Here is a 13,934-nt window from a genome sequence, read left to right as displayed (position 1 = left end):
CAGCGGCCGCCGAGGGCTACTGCACGAAGTAAATGACCACGAACAGGGCGATCCAGACCACGTCGACGAAGTGCCAGTAGTACGACACGACGATCGCGGCGGTGGCCTGTGCGGGAGTGAATTTGGAAAGTCGAGTTCGAACGAGCAAGACGACGAACGCGAGCAGACCGCCGATCACGTGCAATCCGTGGAAGCCGGTCGCCATGTAGAAGACCGAGCCGTACGACGACGACGAGAGCGTCACGCCCTCGCCGACGAGTGCGAAGTACTCGTATGCCTGGCCGGCGACGAAGAAGGCGCCCATCAGCAAGGTGAGGGTGTACCAGCGGCGAAGTCCGAAGACGTCGCCCTTCTCGGCGGCGAAGACGCCCATCTGGCAGGTGACGGAGCTGAGAATCAGCACGGACGTCACCGGGATGGCAAGCCAAAGATTGAGGTGAGCGGGCTGTTGAGGCCACTCGACGGAATTGGCTCTCGCGACGAAATACATCGCGAACAAGCCGGCAAAAAACATCAACTCGCTCGACAACCACACGATGGTGCCGACGCTGACCATGTTCGGTCGGTTCAGCGAATGCACGCGCGAGGTCATGGCGGTTCCTGGGGTACCCACGGCGCTAGTCACATGAGAAGTATGACGGTTCGTAGTAAGCGATGACCACTCGGGTCCCAAATTGGTCCGAAGTAGTTCTGTCGGTGCAGGTCAGGGCTGTTACGTTGTGGGTTGCTCGGCGTGTCTCGGCGGAATTTCCAGTGGTTGTCCGCTGTTCACGCATGCATGCTCATGATGTCGTGTCCGGCTGAGACGAGCCTGAAGGTGCGCTGGGGAACGCCCGGTGTTTAAGGAGTGGCAGATGGTGCGTAAGTGGTGGAAGAAGTCGCGGGCGCCGAGGGATGTCGAAGCGGAGCTGGTGGGTGCTCGGGTCCTGACGCGATGCGAGGACGAAACCGCCTCGGCATCCTCGGTGTTGGCCGAGGCCGCGATCGGAGGTGTCGACGAACTGTTGCTGCGGCATGTGGCAGTGGTGCCCGGTGACGCGGCGGAGGAGTTCGTCCGCCGGTGCGCCGTCGACGGATACGTGCACGCTCCCGCGTTGTCGTCGGATCCGATCGCCCCGGACGGTGCGGTGGCGGTCGCGGTGGCGCGGTTGCAGAAGATCGACGCGCGCAGCGTGTCCGCCGAACGTGCGTTGCTGAGTTCGATGACGGCACGGTCCGGCGGTGCCTTCGGTGGTTGGGCGGTACTGGCGCCGGCGTCGGTCGCTACTGTGACGGAGTGAGTTCTGAGAATGCCGCTCCCCAGTCCGCACCGTCCTCGCCGGTCGCGTTCACCTGGCCCGCCGTGTTGGGCAAGGTGACCGACGGATTCGATCTGTCCGCAGCAGAAGCCGGTTGGGCGATGCGCGAGATCATGTCCGACGCGGCGACCGGTGCGCAGATCGCGGCCTTCGGCGTCGGCGTCAAGATGAAGGGCGCGGCGGCCGACGAACTGCGCGGCCTGGCCGACACCATGCTGTCCATGGCCAATCGGGTGCAGACCTCGGAGGACGCGTTGGACATCGTCGGCACCGGCGGTGATCGTTCGCACACGGTGAACATCTCGACGATGACGTCGATCGTCGTCGCAGCGGCGGGCGTGCCGGTGATCAAGCATGGCAACCGTGCCGCGTCGTCCAAGAGCGGTGGCGCCGACGTGCTCGAGGCGCTCGGGGTGGCGATCAATCTCGGTCCCGACGCGGTGGAGAAGTGCCTGCGCGAGGTCGGGATCGGATTCTGCTTCGCGCCCGTCTTCCATCCGGCGTTCCGGTTCACCGGCCCGCCGCGCAAGCAGATCGGTATTCCGACGGTCTTCAACGTGCTGGGGCCGCTGACCAATCCGGCGGCACCGCCGGCCGGGCTGATCGGGTGCGCGTTCGCCGACCTCGCACCGACGCTGGCGGAGACCTTCGCCGGACGCGGCAATCGCGTGCTGGTGGTGCGCGGCGACGACGGTCTGGACGAGCTGACCACCACGACGACGTCGTCGGTGTGGCAGGTGTTCGACGGCGAGGTCCGCGAACTGACGGTGGATCCGACCGATCTGGGTATCGAACTGGTGGAGCTGGCCGCGCTGCAGGGTGGCGACGCCCAAGTGAACGCGCAGGTGGCTCGCGACCTGTTCGGCGGAGCGGTGGGACCGGTCCGCGACTCGGTGACTCTGAACGCGGCGGCCGCGCTGGTGGCCTTCGAACAGGATCGCCTCTTCACACAGGCCGAGTTCACCGAGGCGCTGCGTGCGGCGGCGGTTCGGGTGGGTCAGGTGCTGGACTCGGGTGCCGCGGCCGCGCGCCTGGACGCCTGGGCCGCGCTGAGTTCCTCGCTCGCGGAGTAGGCCTCACTCCTCCCCGATGGAGAAGCCGCCTTCCACCTCCGAGCTGGAATAGCTGCGGAAGGCGATGTGTGTCGCGCTGCGCTGGACGCCCGGCAGCCGGTTGATCCGGCCGGTCACCACGTCGGCGATCTGATCGTGATCGCGCACCCGGACCTTGGCGATCAGGTCGACATCGCCAGCGCACGAGTACACCTCAGTGACGCCCGGGATGTCGGCGACGGCCTGTGCGGTCTCCGGGATCTGATGAATGTCGGCTCCGATGAGGACGATGGCGGTGATCATGCTCTGAGCCTAAACGAGAGTCGCGCGCCAGCGTGCGGGCCTCGCGGGCGGCCCGGGTGAACTGTCGACGACGTTCGGCCGCCGCGAGCGGCGAGCTCAGCTCGCCGTCCACGGACACCAGGCGGGTGCCGGGTTCGCCGATCCACTTCGCGATGAGTGCCACTTCTTCCGGCGGGGCGCCGGCGAGGGGGCCGGCCGAGGATTCCGGCGGTGGAATGTGCTGGGCCCCGGCGACCAGGGTCGCCACCACCGGCATCGGCGGCACGTCGCGCGGCGCACACCCCGCTCCGGCGAGACGGCCGTGCCGCACGACGGCGAACTCCCACCCGCCGCCCTCGGCGGGCCGGGCGAGGACGAGCTCGGCCAGGCAGGCGATCGCCGACAGGCGCTGACAGCGGGCCAGCGCGTCGATGGTGGCCGCCAATGCGTCCCGAGCGCGCGCGGCGGTCTCGAAGCGTCGTGCCTCGGCCAGCTCGGCGAGGCGCTGCGTCAAGGCTTCCAGGACGTCGTCGGAGCGGCCCGCGAGCAACTCGCGCAACTGGTCCGGGTTCGCGGCGGCCTCGGTGAGCGACGCGGCGATCTCGGCGGCCACCGCCCGGCCGGACACCGGACCGAAGCAGACCTCGCTCGGAGTGCGACTGACCTTCAACCGCGGGGCCTGCTCGCCGGTGAGAGTGATCCACCAGCCGCGGTGCGGATTGGCCGAGCGTCGATTGAAGGTCGGCTTGTGTGCGGCGATCAAGGTCAGCTCCCGCACGCCGGCCTCGAGGGCGTGGGCGCACTCGATGTGGTCCACCCGCTCGGCGAGACTCACCATCTGCGCCATCCGGGCCCGGGTGTCGGCGCCGGTGAAGTAGCTCCCCACGCGGCGCCGCAGATTCACCGCGGTCCCTATATAGAGGACCTCGTCGTCCGGACCGCGGAACAGATAGACCCCGGGGCGGTCGGGGAGCCCGTCGGCCAGCGACCGCTTGGCGCGCAGCGCGGGCGTGCACCGCGGCAGATAGTCCGTGAGATCGCGATAGGTGCGGACATCCTGATTGCCGACCCGCTCGAGCAGATGGTGGAAGACCTCCACGGTGGCGCGGGCGTCGTCGAGCGCCCGGTGAGTGGGTCGCACCGTGACGTCGAACAGTTCGGCCAGGGCACTGAGCTTGACCGTCGGAGCCTCCTGGCGGGTGAGAATCCGGCGGGCCATCGCGACCGTGCACAACGCCGCCGGAAACGGCCAGGGGAGGTGCTGGCGGGCGGCTGCCCGTTTCAGGAAGCCGACGTCGAATCGGGCGTTGTGCGCGACGAGGACGGCGCCGCGCGCGAATTCGAAGAAGGAGGGCAGCACCTCCTCGATGCGCGGAGCATTGTGCACCATCGCGGACGTGATGCCGGTGAGGGTGACGATCTGCGGCGGAATGCTCCGGCCCGGATCGACGAGAGTGCCGAACTCGCCGAGGATCTCGCCGCCGCGGATCTTGACCGCACCGATCTCGGTGATCGCGTCGTTGTCCGGGCTGCCGCCGGTGGTCTCGAGGTCGACGACGACCAGGGTGAGGTCGGCGAGCGAGGTCGAGGCGAACGCCTCGTCCCCGGGAAGGTCGGCGAAACTCAACTGAACCATGACCGCACATTAGTTCGAGCTTCCGACAAGAATCGCGCGGTCCGCCGGCGGTATCTGTCGGGGGTTCGCTTTACCCTGCAGTCGACGTTGAGCCTTCCGGCGCGACACGACGACCGATTCGGCCGCGAAACTGACAATCTGAGCGGCCCGACAGTGGGATGAGAGGTAGATCACAATGAAGATCGACTGCGCGACCTGTCCGGCCCGGAACCGGGCCTGCGACGGCTGCCTGATGCAGGTGCTGTTCGCACCCCTGGCCAGGGACTATGGTCCCGATGGTGAATGGGAGGCGGCGGATTGGGAGATCGCCGACGCGGTGGATGTGCTGGTCGCCACCGACCTGATCACCGAAACCGCAGGTCGCCACGCGAAATCCGACATCGCCGCAGTTCGCACTGGGTTCTCGGAGGGGAGGCGGGGCTATCTTCGGGCGGTATGAGGGGCCGAGCCGCCGCGTCGAGTGGGCGGATCGGTGGACATCGGGCACACCGGTTTCGTAATCTTTCTGAGACCTACCGAGAAGTTGCCCCCCAACCCGGGGGACGCCGATCGGAAGGACACCGCCTAATCGGCTTCCCGGATGCGTGGAAGACGAATCGGGGACCCACTCTTTTCCGGGGTGCGACCGCAAGGACGCGCGCCGGGTCCGGGGTGAATCGCGGGTGACACCGCGTAGGGCCACGCTCTTCCGGCCCGAATCCGACAGCTAACCCGGTCGGCGGTTAAGGGAGAACCAACCAAGGAGAACCGTTTCCGTGGCGAAACACCGTATCGAAAAGCCCAGTGGCGCCGTGAAGACCGCCAAGACCGCCGTGATCGCTGGATCGATCGCCGTCGGCGCCCTCGCGCTTGCCGCCGGGCCTGCCGATGCAGCGCCGATCTCGATCCCGGGCGTGGGCGACCTCGACCTTCCGGGTGTCGACGACAGCCAGATTCCTCAGCAGTTCAAGCAGGGCGCTCCCCAGGGCGGCGTGCTCAACAGCCAGCCGGCCCGCGCGCAGAAGGCGCTGCGCGCCGCTGAGTCGAAGATCGGTTCTCCGTACTCGTACGGTGCTGCCGGACCGAGCGCCTTCGACTGCTCGGGCCTGGTCTACTGGTCCTACAAGCAGGCAGGCAAGACCGTTCCCCGGGACAGCTACGGCCAGCTCGGCGGCGGCGCTCCGGTGGCCTCGCTCGCGGCTGCCAAGCCCGGCGACGTCCTGATCTTCAACGGCGGCGGCCACGCCGGCATCTACGCGGGCAACGGCATGTTCGTGCACTCGTCGACCTACGGTGTGCCGGTCAAGCGCGACAAGGTCAAGGCCTGGGCGCTGACGGGCATCCGCCGCTACTGAGCGGAGCCGTAAGATTTCACTTTCCCCCCGAACGAGCCGTGTGCCGAGCGCACACGGCTCGTTCTGGTGGTTTGGAGGAGACTTTCTCGTGACTGTTGCACGACGCACCCTTCCGTTCGTCGCGGCCCTGCTGGCGGCGGCGACCTTGGCCACGACGCAGCCCGCCCAGGTGCACGCCGAGCCGACGGGCGGACCGCAGTCGGTACTCGCCCGGTACAAGCAGATGTCGATTCAGGCGGAGAAGTCCGCGGAAGCGATGAACAAGGCGCAGGTCGAGTACGACAAGCAGCGCGGCGTGGTGGTGACCCAGCGCAAAGCCTCGGTGAGCGCGCAACGCCGCCTGGACGCGGCGAACACCACGATGAGCGCGGCGCAGACCAAGCTCGATGCCCTGGCCCGCGCCAGCTATCGCGGTGCGCGCGTTAACCGGCTGTACGCGGTGCTGGTCTCCGACTCGCCGCAGGATCTGCTGAACAACATGTCCGATCTGGAGGTCCTGTCGCGACAGTCGGCGGCGGATCTGAAGTCCATCAAGGGCATCGCGAAGGACGCGTCGAACGCCAAGAAGACCGCCGATCAGGCTGCCGCCGCGGCGTCGACCGCGGTCAAGGATGCCGCCCGCAAGCGCGGCGACCTGCAGGCCAAGCAGGCGGACCTGCAGTTGGAAGCCGTGGCGGTGCGCGCGGTCTACAAGTCGATGACCGGTAAGGAACTGGCCGCGCTGCGCGGTCCCAAATACTCCTTCGACGCGAAGGCCGTGCCCAAGGGCACCTCGCCGGCGACCGTGGCGGTACACGCCGCCCTGAGCCGTGTCGGTGATCCGTACGTCTGGGGCGCCACCGGCCCCGACGAATTCGACTGCTCGGGCCTCATGCTGTGGGCCTACAAGCAGGCGGGCAAGACCATCCCGCGTACCAGCGAAGCGCAGCTGGCCGGCGGCAAGGCCGTCGACCGCAAGGACATCAAGCCCGGTGATCTGATCATCTATTACCCCGACGCCCACCACGTGGGTCTGTACGTGGGCAACGGATACGTGATTCACGCCTCGACCTTCGGCGTTCCGGTGGCCGTGGTGCCGATCGACAAGGCCGGTCCGTACAACAGCGCACGACGGTACTGACTTGACGGGTGTCGGCCGCCGCCTCGTGGCGGCCCCGGTGATTCTCGCCGCCCTCGTCGGAGGCGTCACGGCGTGCGGCAGTGCGGAGCCGACGACGAGCCCGTCGTCGACGACCTCGCTGTACACCACCGCACCGAACGCCTACGAGGAACAGCGGGATGCCGGCGTCACCCGCCTGCTCGATGCGCTGAGCGCAGCCCTGACCTCCGGTGATCGGGCGCAGCTCGACGCGCTCATCGACCCGTTGGCCACCCCGGAGTTCCGGCGCTCGATGGAGACCGCGGTCGCCGACCTCGGTCCGAAACCTGCTCCCACGAGCAGTCGGACCCCGGCCGATTCCGCGGCCCCGTCGACCGGGGCTGGCTCGTCCAGCGAGTCGGCCCCGTCCAGCGAGTCGGCCCCGTCGAAGCCGCCGGCGCCGACGCGCGGGGATCCGCTGGTGCTGCGCACGCTGACGTACCGACTGGCCCCGAACACCGGTGCCGACCGCCTCATCGGCGGTGCGCTCGGCATCGGGCTGAGTGAGGCCGGCAGTACCGACTCCTGGGTCTCGGCCGTCACGCTGAGCTATGCGCTCGGCGGCACGTCGCGGCCCGGCGTGGACGAGCCGGTGATCGAGATCGACCAGATCTTGGCGTTCGCCCGATACGGCGACGACTGGAAGCTCCTCGGCGACGGCGCACTGATCCCCGCTGCCGACATCGATCCGGACGCGCCGACCCGTCCGCCGCAGCTCCCGCCGTGGGCGTTCCCCGGTCTCCGAGTGCTCGACGTGAAGAGCGCGGGCGGGAACTCCGCGGTGCTGTCGTATCCGGGGACCGAACCGACCGTGGCCAAGGTGCGCAAGCAACTCGCGCCGGCGATCGACGGCGTCACCGACTTCTGGGGCGGAGAATGGACCCGCCGCGCCGTGGTCATGGCCACCGGCGCCGACGCGCAGTTCGCCGGGTTCACGCGGACCGAACCGGGCCGCACGTCGGCGGCGGCCGCCGCCACGGTCTACGACGCCGTCGACCGCGGTTCGCGCACCGTGACCGGGCAGCGCGTGGTGCTCTCGCCGGCGGCCGGTCAGCTGTCCGAATCCGGGGTGGCGGTGATCCTGCGGCACGAGCTGTTCCACGTCGCGACCCGGATCGACACCGTCGCGGACGCGCCGATGTGGCTCACCGAGGGGGTGGCCGAGTACGTCGGCCGACGCGGCAGCACGGGCTCGCTCACCGATCTGGCTCCGGACCTGGCGGTGCAGGTCGCCGCCGGAACGCTGCCCGACGAGCTGCCGGCCGACTCCGCCTTCGCGGTCGACTCCGCCGCCGCGCGGGTCGCGTACCAGACCGCATGGTCGTTCGCGGCCTTCGTCGCCGACGAATACGGTGAGGACCGGCTCCGGACGATGTACGCGGCGGTGGCACAGGAAGGCGACGCCGGGAAAGTCACTGCGGCGCTGGAGAAGTCGTTAGGGTCGAGCGAGAAATCGGTGATCGACGAGTGGCAGTCGTGGCTGCGGAGTGAGGTGCGCTGATGCAGCGGACGCTGTTGCTGACCAATGACTTTCCGCCCCGCCCGGGCGGCATCCAGTCCTATCTGGAGAATCTGCTCGCGCACCTGCCGGCCGACGACGTGATCGTCTACGCCCCGCGCTGGAAGGGCTGCGAGGCCTACGACGCCGCCGCGCCGTACCGCATCGTCCGACACCCGGGGACGCTCATGCTGCCGAACCGCAGCGTGGCGCGTCGCGCGGCGGAGCTGGTGCGCGAGAACGACATTCACACGGTCTGGTTCGGGGCCGCCGCCCCGCTGGCGGTCCTCGGACCGGTGCTGCGGAAGGCCGGCGCCCAGCGCATCGTGGCCAGCACGCACGGGCACGAGGTCGGCTGGTCGATGCTGCCCGGCGCCCGCCAGGTGCTCCGCATCATCGGCGAGACCGCCGACGTGATCACCTTCGTCAGCCGGTACACCCGGGGTCGGTTCGCCTCGGCGTTCGGGCCGCGCGGCGCACTGGAGTATCTGCCGTGCGGCGTCGACGTCGATCGATTCGCGCCGAATGCCGCTGCGCGCCAAGAGCTTCGGGATCGCTACGGGCTGGGTGAGGCGCCGGTGGTGCTGTGCCTGTCGCGGCTGGTTCCGCGCAAGGGGCAGGACGTTCTGATCAAGGCCCTGCCGCGCCTGCTCGCGGCGGTCCCGGACGTGCACCTGATGATCGTCGGCGGCGGTCCCTACGGCGACCACCTGAAGGAATTGGCGGACAAGGTCGGCGTCGCCGACCGCGTGACGTTCACCGGCACCGTCCCGCCCGAGGAACTGCCCATGCACCACGCGATGGCCGACGTCTTCGCGATGCCCACTCGCACCCGCGGCGGGGGCCTGGACGTGGAAGGCCTGGGCATCGTCTTCCTGGAGGCCTCGGCGAGCGGGGTGCCGGTGGTGGCCGGCGACTCCGGCGGTGCGCCGGAGACCGTGCGCGACGGCGAGACCGGCATCGTGGTCGACGGCCGACGGATCGACGAGGTGGCCGACGCGATCAGCGCTCTGCTGCTCGATCGTGAGCGGGCCGCGGCCATGGGTGCCGCCGGTCGCCGGTGGATCGTCGACAACTGGCAGTGGCGCCAGCAGGCCGCGCGCCTGCGGCAACTCCTGTAATCGCTGGCCAGCGGCGAAGACCTGCGGATACGAGAACGGGCCCCGACCGAAGTCGGGGCCCGTTCTACGTTCGGACCAGGGGTCAGCTCACTGGTGGTAGATCTTCTCGATCTGACGGCTGAACTTCTCGGCGACCACCTTGCGCTTGACCTTCAGCGTCGGGGTCAGCTCGCCGGTCTCCTCGGTGAAGTCGTCGAGCAGGATGCGGAACTTCTTGATCGCCTCGGCGTGCGAGACCGTCGCGTTGGCCTCGTCGATGGCGGTCTGCAGTTCGGCGTGCAGCTGGTGGTCCTTGACCAGCGCGCGCATGGTGGTGGCGGGATCCTTGCCGTTGCGCTCGAGCCAGCCGGGGACGGCCTCCGGGTCGAGGGTGATCAGCGTCCCGATGAACGGCTGCTGATCGCCGACCACCATGGCCTGCGAGATCAGCGGGTGGGCGCGCATGATGTCCTCCATCGGTGCGGGGGAGACGTTCTTGCCGCCTGCGGTGACGATGATCTCCTTCTTGCGGCCGGTGATCTTGAGGTAGCCGTCCTGGTCCAGGGTGCCCAGGTCACCGGTGTGGAACCAGCCGTCGGAGAGCGACTCGGCGGTGGCATCCGTGTTCTGCCAGTACCCGGCGAAGACCACGGCGCCGTTCAGCAGCACCTCGCCGTCATCGGCGATACGCACGGTGTTGCCCGGGATGGGGCGGCCGACGGTGCCCATCCGGACGTGGCCGGGGGTGTTGACGGTGATGGCCGCGGTGGTCTCGGTGAGGCCGTAGCCCTCGTACACCGGGATACCGACGCCGCGGAAGAAGTGGCCCAGGCGCGCGCCGAGCGGGGCGCCGCCGGAGATCGCCATCTCGCACTGGCCGCCGAGGGCGGCGCGCAGCTTGGCGTAGACCAGACGGTCGTACAGCTTGCGGCGCAGCTCCAGCACGGCGCTCACCGAACCGCTGTCGAGGGCTTTGGAGTGGGCGATGGCGGTGGCGGCGGCCCGGTCGAAGATGGCGCCCTTGATGACGCTGCCGTCGAAGGCCTTCTGGCGAGCCGAGTTGTAGACCTTCTCGAAGACGCGCGGCACCGACAGGATCAGCGACGGGCGGAAGGTCTCGAAGGTGGGCAGCAGGTTCTTGATGTCGGCGGTGTAGCCGACCTCGACGCCTGCTTCGATCGCGACCAGGTTGATCGCGCGGGCCAGGACGTGCGCCATCGGCAGGAACATCAGCAGGCGCTTGCCGTCGCCGAGCTTCTCGCGCATCGTGCTGTCCAGGACGCCGCCGACCTCGCCGAGCAGGTTGGCGTGCGCCAGCATGACGCCCTTGGGGCGGCCGGTGGTGCCGGAGGTGTAGATGAGAGTCGCGGGCGAGTCGGCGCGCAGCGAGCGACGTCGCGCCTCGACCTCGGCGTCGGTCACCGCGGTGCCCGCCGCGGTCAGCTGCTCCACCAGATTCGGGCCCTCGCCCGGATCGATGGTGAACACCATCGTCGCCGACGTGACGTGGGCGACGTCGGCCAGCAGCTGCCGCTTGGCCTCGTTCTCGACGATGATCCCGACGGCCGAGGAGTCCTCCAGGATCCAGTCGATCTGCGGCGCCGACGAGGATTCGTAGATCGGCACGGGGGTGGCCCCGGCGGTCCAGATCGCGAAGTCCAGGAGCGTCCACTCCAGGCGGGTCGACGACAGCAGGGCGACGCGGTCGCCGGAGTTGACGCCGGAGGCGATGAGTCCCTTGGCGAGGGCGAGTACCCGATCGGTGGCCTCCCCGGCGCTGACCGGGCGCCACTGGCCGTTCACCTGGTCCAGGAACACGGTCTTGGCGGGGTTCGCCGCGGCGATGTCGAAGAGAATGTCGGTCGCGTTGCGCTCCGGCGGGGTGACGAACTGCGCGGGCAGGCTGAATTCGGCCATGGACTGGCAACCTTTCGGTTCATGCTCTGACGGCCTGCGACCGACGCCATCAGGACTATTCTCACATCACGGTCACTTTCGGTAAGTCTATCGCCGCTTCGGCGGGCGAGAACCAATGGGCGGCTTTCGTCGCGCGGCCCGGGTGTGTGATGCTAGAAGCGTGACGACCATCCAGGTGGCAGACGAGACCTTTGTGGCGGCTGCGCCGTCCCTGGCCGGTGCGGTGGTCAACGACCGCGCGCGCTGGCGCCGCTGGTTCGGCGATCTGGCACTGGACGTGGTCGAGGACCGCGGGAACGCCGGGGTGCGCTGGCAGGTCGCCGGGCCGATCGAGGGCACCATGGAGATCTGGTGCGAAGAGGTGCTCGACGGCTTCGTGCTGCACTACTACCTGCACGCCGAGCCCACCGCGCCGCTGCCGACCGAACCCGCCGCCGCGCAGTCCGCGGTGGCCGACCTCAACAAGAAGTACCGGGTCGCGGGCAAGGAGATGTCCTTCCAGGTGAAGGACCTCCTGGAGGGCAGCCGGGAGATCGGCGGCCCCGCCGCCGACGACGAAGAGGCGGCGACCCTTGGCTGACCACACGCAACAGGCGATCGTCGTGCGCGCCGACGTCGCCGACATCATGGCGGTCATCGCCGATTTCGCCGCCTACCCGGAGTGGGTGACGGCCGCTCGCGAGGTGACGGTCCTCGAGCACGACGACGCCGGCCGCGCGCGCCGCGTCCGTTTCGAACTCGATGCCGGAGTGCTCACCGACACCTATGTGCTCACCTACGACTGGGCGCCGGACGGCACGTCGGTGTCCTGGCGGCTCGAGTCCAGTGACCTGCAGCGGGATCAGCGCGGCTCCTATGCGCTGGAGCAGCAGGTGCCGGGCTCGACCAAGGTCACGTACACCCTCACCGTCGACCTGCTGATTCCGATGATCAGTCAGCTCAAGCGGCGCGCGGAGAAGGCGATCACCGACGCGGCGCTGCACGATCTCAAGAAGAGGGTCGAAGGCTGATCGATCTGGCTGCCCTCCATCTGGTGCTCGGGCCCGGTGGCTCGGGCATTTCGGCGGCGGCCGCCGCCGGCGCCCTCGGACTCGCCGACGCGCACCGTCCGCAGCGGCGCGGCGGCCCCCTGACCGCGGTCGACGCCGCGCGCACCCTGCTGATCACCGTCGATCCTCGATCGACGCTGCCGCAGCGCCTCGGCGTGTTCCGCGTGGCCGGCGAGCCGGTCGCGGTGACCGGGGAATTGGATCTCCTGCACCTGGATCCGCTGCGGGTGCTGGAACAAGCGTGGACCGACTTCACCGCGGCGCTCGACGCCGCCGGGGTCGGCCGCAAGCTGCTGCCGGTGGTGGGCACCATCGCCGGCATCGATGCGGGGGAGCTGACCGGGCTGCCCGGCGCCCAGGAGTTCCTGCTGCTGCGCGCCGTCCGCGACGCCGCGACCAGCGGCCGCTGGCAGTCGGTGGTGGTGGACCTGTCCGGGGCGGGCGACCCGTATGCGCTGCTGCGGTCGCCGACCGTTCTGGCCGCCGCGATCGATCGACTGTGGCCGCGCAATGTGCGCCTGGCGCAGGCGTCGGAGAAGCCGGCATTGGCACAGGTCGCCGCCGCGGTGGAAAGCATCGACCGCGACTGCCGGGATCTGCGCGAACTGCTCGCCGATCCGACCGGTGCCGCCGTGCACCTGGTGGTGCCCGCGGGCGGGCGCGGACAGTCGACGCTGCCCGATCACCTGGCGCTCACCGAAGTGATGGGCCTGCCGCTGCGCTCGATCCTGGTCAACGCCGGGCCCGGCGCGCTCGACACCGACGCCGTCGCGGCGCAGGCCCGGACCCTGCTCGGCGGCGACGCGGACCGCGCGGTCCCGGTCGGCGTCGTCGCCGCCCACGACGTCGAACCCGTCAAACTGCCGCAGCTGCGTCGACTGGACGTACGCCTGTCGGCTCCGGACGGGCATGCGCGCGGTGCGGCCGCCCCGGTGGTCGAACACGTCGGCGGCGGCGGCCTGGAGGCCCGATATCGACTCCGGTGGCGGCAGACGCTGCCCGCCCGGAGGAATTGGCTCTCGGCCGTTCCGGCGACGATCTATTGGTCACCGTCACCGGGTTCCGTCAGCCCGTGCCGCTGCCGTCGGTGCTGCGGCGCTGCCAGGTGACCGGTGCGGACTTCGACGGCGACGAGCTGATGGTGCACTTCCAGCCGGACCCGGCGCTCTGGCCGCAGCGCTGAGTCCGGCGCCCGAATCGCCGCGCGCCCGGAAGTGTAATCTGAGAGACCCGAACGACCCCTGCCAGCGAAGAAAGAGCGGTATCCGATGACCGACGATGCACCCGGTGCGGGGCAGGCGGCGACGGACCCGGTCAATGCGCTCCTGCTCGGTTTCGCAGCGCAACTGGATCAGTGGGCCGCGCTCATCGGCGGCGGCAGCGCGTCGGGTGTCGGTGCGGCCGACGGCGACGGCGGTTCGCGGCTGACCGAGTTGGTCGGCGAACTCGGCACCCTGGTCGGCGAACTCGGCGATCTCCTCGCGCGCCTGCTGACGGCCTGCATCGCGATCCTGGAAGCGATCGCCGAGATGCTGCGGTCGTCCCCGGCCACCGGGACGGCACCGCCCGCGACGCCGTTCCAGTCGATTCCGGTGCGCATCGGCACTTCGCCGTCGCATTCGTGACAGGC

Annotated in this window: 16 protein-coding genes and 1 riboswitch; of the genes, 12 read left to right on the top strand and 4 right to left on the bottom strand. The window is 69.4% G+C overall.

All coding sequences use genetic code 11. From position 1 onward, the window contains the following. Positions 1-16 precede the first annotated feature (16 nt). A complete protein-coding gene (gene ctaE, locus MUG78_RS16410; protein ID WP_246996622.1) occupies positions 17-625 on the bottom strand; it encodes an aa3-type cytochrome oxidase subunit III in 609 nt (202 codons plus the stop codon). A gap of 229 nt (positions 626-854) precedes the next feature. On the opposite strand from ctaE, the gene MUG78_RS16405 reads away from it, so the two are divergent. Together MUG78_RS16405 and trpD are read left to right on the top strand one after the other, a co-directional pair. Then, on the top strand, positions 855-1,280 hold the full coding sequence (locus MUG78_RS16405) for a hypothetical protein (RefSeq protein WP_246996620.1): 426 nt from the start codon (positions 855-857) through the stop codon (positions 1,278-1,280). Next, a complete protein-coding gene (gene trpD / locus MUG78_RS16400; RefSeq protein WP_246996618.1) occupies positions 1,277-2,371 on the top strand; it encodes an anthranilate phosphoribosyltransferase in 1,095 nt (364 codons plus the stop codon). Before MUG78_RS16405 ends, trpD begins: the two co-directional genes overlap by 4 nt. A gap of 3 nt (positions 2,372-2,374) precedes the next feature. Here trpD and MUG78_RS16395 read toward each other — a convergent pair whose 3' ends face one another. Both MUG78_RS16395 and MUG78_RS16390 read right to left on the bottom strand, forming a co-directional pair. Then, complete coding sequence (locus tag MUG78_RS16395; protein ID WP_246996616.1) at positions 2,375-2,653, bottom strand: Lrp/AsnC family transcriptional regulator; 279 nt, start codon at positions 2,651-2,653, stop codon at positions 2,375-2,377. Continuing rightward, positions 2,565-4,268 (bottom strand): DEDD exonuclease domain-containing protein, encoded by a 1,704-nt coding sequence (locus tag MUG78_RS16390; RefSeq protein ID WP_246996615.1) that lies wholly within the window; start codon positions 4,266-4,268, stop codon positions 2,565-2,567. Before MUG78_RS16390 ends, MUG78_RS16395 begins: the two co-directional genes overlap by 89 nt. A 175-nt stretch (positions 4,269-4,443) precedes the next feature. Here MUG78_RS16390 and MUG78_RS16385 point away from each other — a divergent pair, with 175 nt between their 5' ends. The 5 genes from MUG78_RS16385 to MUG78_RS16365 all read left to right on the top strand — a co-directional run bounded on the left by MUG78_RS16385 (position 4,444) and on the right by MUG78_RS16365 (position 9,359). Beyond that, the gene (locus tag MUG78_RS16385) at positions 4,444-4,707 is read left to right on the top strand and encodes a hypothetical protein (RefSeq protein ID WP_246996613.1); all 264 of its coding nucleotides are present in this window, start codon (positions 4,444-4,446) and stop codon (positions 4,705-4,707) included. A gap of 112 nt (positions 4,708-4,819) precedes the next feature. Then, a riboswitch (cyclic di-AMP (ydaO/yuaA leader) is annotated at positions 4,820-5,004 on the top strand. Between the two features lie 19 nt (positions 5,005-5,023). After that, positions 5,024-5,602: a C40 family peptidase gene (locus MUG78_RS16380; RefSeq protein WP_246996611.1), complete on the top strand. Its 579-nt coding sequence runs from the start codon at positions 5,024-5,026 to the stop codon at positions 5,600-5,602. An 88-nt stretch (positions 5,603-5,690) separates the two neighbouring features. Continuing rightward, entirely contained in the window at positions 5,691-6,722 is a 1,032-nt protein-coding gene (locus tag MUG78_RS16375; protein ID WP_372493273.1) for a C40 family peptidase, read from the top strand. 1 nt (position 6,723) lies between these two features. Then, entirely contained in the window at positions 6,724-8,241 is a 1,518-nt protein-coding gene (locus tag MUG78_RS16370; RefSeq protein WP_246996609.1) for a hypothetical protein, read from the top strand. Further along, positions 8,241-9,359 carry a glycosyltransferase family 4 protein gene (locus MUG78_RS16365; protein WP_246996607.1) on the top strand — a complete coding sequence of 373 codons (1,119 nt, stop codon included), beginning with the start codon at positions 8,241-8,243 and terminating at the stop codon, positions 9,357-9,359. The genes MUG78_RS16370 and MUG78_RS16365 overlap by 1 nt, the downstream gene beginning before the upstream one ends. Positions 9,360-9,446: 87 nt before the next feature. Here MUG78_RS16365 and MUG78_RS16360 read toward each other — a convergent pair whose 3' ends face one another. Continuing rightward, complete coding sequence (locus MUG78_RS16360) at positions 9,447-11,255, bottom strand: AMP-dependent synthetase/ligase (RefSeq protein ID WP_246996605.1); 1,809 nt, start codon at positions 11,253-11,255, stop codon at positions 9,447-9,449. Between the two features lie 160 nt (positions 11,256-11,415). On the opposite strand from MUG78_RS16360, the gene MUG78_RS16355 reads away from it, so the two are divergent. The 5 genes from MUG78_RS16355 (at position 11,416) to MUG78_RS16340 (ending at position 13,929) form a co-directional block, all read left to right on the top strand. After that, a complete protein-coding gene (locus MUG78_RS16355) occupies positions 11,416-11,835 on the top strand; it encodes a hypothetical protein (protein WP_246996603.1) in 420 nt (139 codons plus the stop codon). Beyond that, complete coding sequence (locus MUG78_RS16350; protein WP_246996601.1) at positions 11,828-12,265, top strand: SRPBCC family protein; 438 nt, start codon at positions 11,828-11,830, stop codon at positions 12,263-12,265. Before MUG78_RS16355 ends, MUG78_RS16350 begins: the two co-directional genes overlap by 8 nt. A gap of 23 nt (positions 12,266-12,288) precedes the next feature. Next, complete coding sequence (locus MUG78_RS16345; protein ID WP_308221382.1) at positions 12,289-13,413, top strand: ArsA family ATPase; 1,125 nt, start codon at positions 12,289-12,291, stop codon at positions 13,411-13,413. Further along, positions 13,347-13,487 carry a hypothetical protein gene (locus MUG78_RS18365; RefSeq protein WP_308221381.1) on the top strand — a complete coding sequence of 47 codons (141 nt, stop codon included), beginning with the start codon at positions 13,347-13,349 and terminating at the stop codon, positions 13,485-13,487. Before MUG78_RS16345 ends, MUG78_RS18365 begins: the two co-directional genes overlap by 67 nt. A gap of 85 nt (positions 13,488-13,572) precedes the next feature. Then, on the top strand, positions 13,573-13,929 hold the full coding sequence (locus MUG78_RS16340) for a hypothetical protein (RefSeq protein ID WP_246996600.1): 357 nt from the start codon (positions 13,573-13,575) through the stop codon (positions 13,927-13,929). Positions 13,930-13,934: the final 5 nt, after the last annotated feature.

The organism is Gordonia alkaliphila (assembly GCF_023017165.1).
GTDB lineage: Bacteria > Actinomycetota > Actinomycetes > Mycobacteriales > Mycobacteriaceae > Gordonia > Gordonia alkaliphila.
This window is presented reverse-complemented; position numbering and strand designations above follow the sequence as displayed.

What these genes read in the sequence shown, in the direction of transcription:
- MUG78_RS16405 (WP_246996620.1), top strand. Translation starts at nt 855, where the DNA reads ATGGTGCGTAAGTGGTGGAAGAAGTCGCGGGCGCCGAGGGATGTCGAA.
- MUG78_RS16395 (WP_246996616.1), bottom strand. Translation starts at nt 2,653, where the DNA reads ATGATCACCGCCATCGTCCTCATCGGAGCCGACATTCATCAGATCCCG.
- MUG78_RS16390 (WP_246996615.1), bottom strand. Translation starts at nt 4,268, where the DNA reads ATGGTTCAGTTGAGTTTCGCCGACCTTCCCGGGGACGAGGCGTTCGCC.
- MUG78_RS16385 (WP_246996613.1), top strand. Translation starts at nt 4,444, where the DNA reads ATGAAGATCGACTGCGCGACCTGTCCGGCCCGGAACCGGGCCTGCGAC.
- MUG78_RS16365 (WP_246996607.1), top strand. Translation starts at nt 8,241, where the DNA reads ATGCAGCGGACGCTGTTGCTGACCAATGACTTTCCGCCCCGCCCGGGC.
- MUG78_RS16360 (WP_246996605.1), bottom strand. Translation starts at nt 11,255, where the DNA reads ATGGCCGAATTCAGCCTGCCCGCGCAGTTCGTCACCCCGCCGGAGCGC.
- MUG78_RS16340 (WP_246996600.1), top strand. Translation starts at nt 13,573, where the DNA reads ATGACCGACGATGCACCCGGTGCGGGGCAGGCGGCGACGGACCCGGTC.